The sequence below is a fragment of the Pseudoalteromonas sp. TAE56 genome (genome assembly GCF_000497955.1).
In the GTDB taxonomy this organism is placed as follows: Bacteria; Pseudomonadota; Gammaproteobacteria; order Enterobacterales; family Alteromonadaceae; genus Pseudoalteromonas.
Genome location: NZ_AUTN01000013.1, coordinates 1 through 803 on the forward strand (window position 1 = coordinate 1; position 803 = coordinate 803).

The 803-nt window shown below is 43.5% G+C and carries 1 pseudogene; it reads right to left on the reverse strand.

The features are described from left to right. Nucleotides 1-52: 52 nt before the first annotated feature. Nucleotides 53-803: pseudogene (locus tag L656_RS0100420) on the reverse strand (amidase family protein); the annotation flags it as partial.

Genomic DNA, 803 nt, shown 5'->3' on the forward strand with positions numbered 1-803 from the left:
CCCGCCTCAGTGGCCGAAAAATGAGACGCGGTAAATGCAATATTGTGTGTGATCATGCCGGTGTGTCCTTTTTTAAGTGTGCAGCTAATTGTTGTACGCACGCAAGTAGGCTTTTATCGTTACCGTGGCTCATCATTAATGAAAAGCCATACGGATGTGCATTTGCTAAATTAGCCAGCGGTAAGTGTACTTGCGCCGAGCCACTCAGCCCTGCAATTGCCGAAAGCGTAATAATTTGCATGCGTAAGGCGCTTGTGTCGGCGCCTAATTTAGGTGCGGTTGTAGGGGTGGTAGGTAAAAATAAGCAGCTGTGTTTATTTAGGTTTTTAGCGACGATTGCTTGCCACTCGTGCTGTATTTTTAACGCCTCTTGTTCTTCTTGCTCGGTTAAAGCCAGTGCCATTTTAAAACGAGCTGCAATTGCTGGCGCAAAATGAGAAAGCTGATCTGGGAGTTCAATCCAATCTCGGTGCGTTTTAGCAATCGCACGACCTTGTAATATTCTAAAGGTATCGGCAAGCTCACTTAGTAAACCAACGTTGGGGAGCTTAAAATCGATATGATGATTAAAATAAGGTTTGGTTTTTTCTAAAAGGTTACCCAGTGTTGCTTGTAAAGAGGGGTCAACAAGTTCAAAGAGTGCTTCGCAAATAACTAACGTATTTACTTTATTAATAGGTTGTTGTGGTAACAATACATTACCTACATCGCTTAATAGCTCGGCGCTTTGGGTAAGCCAACCTATGGTATCAAAAGGCGGTGCCAACGGTATTAGGCCGTCTTTTTCAATCACGTTATGGCTT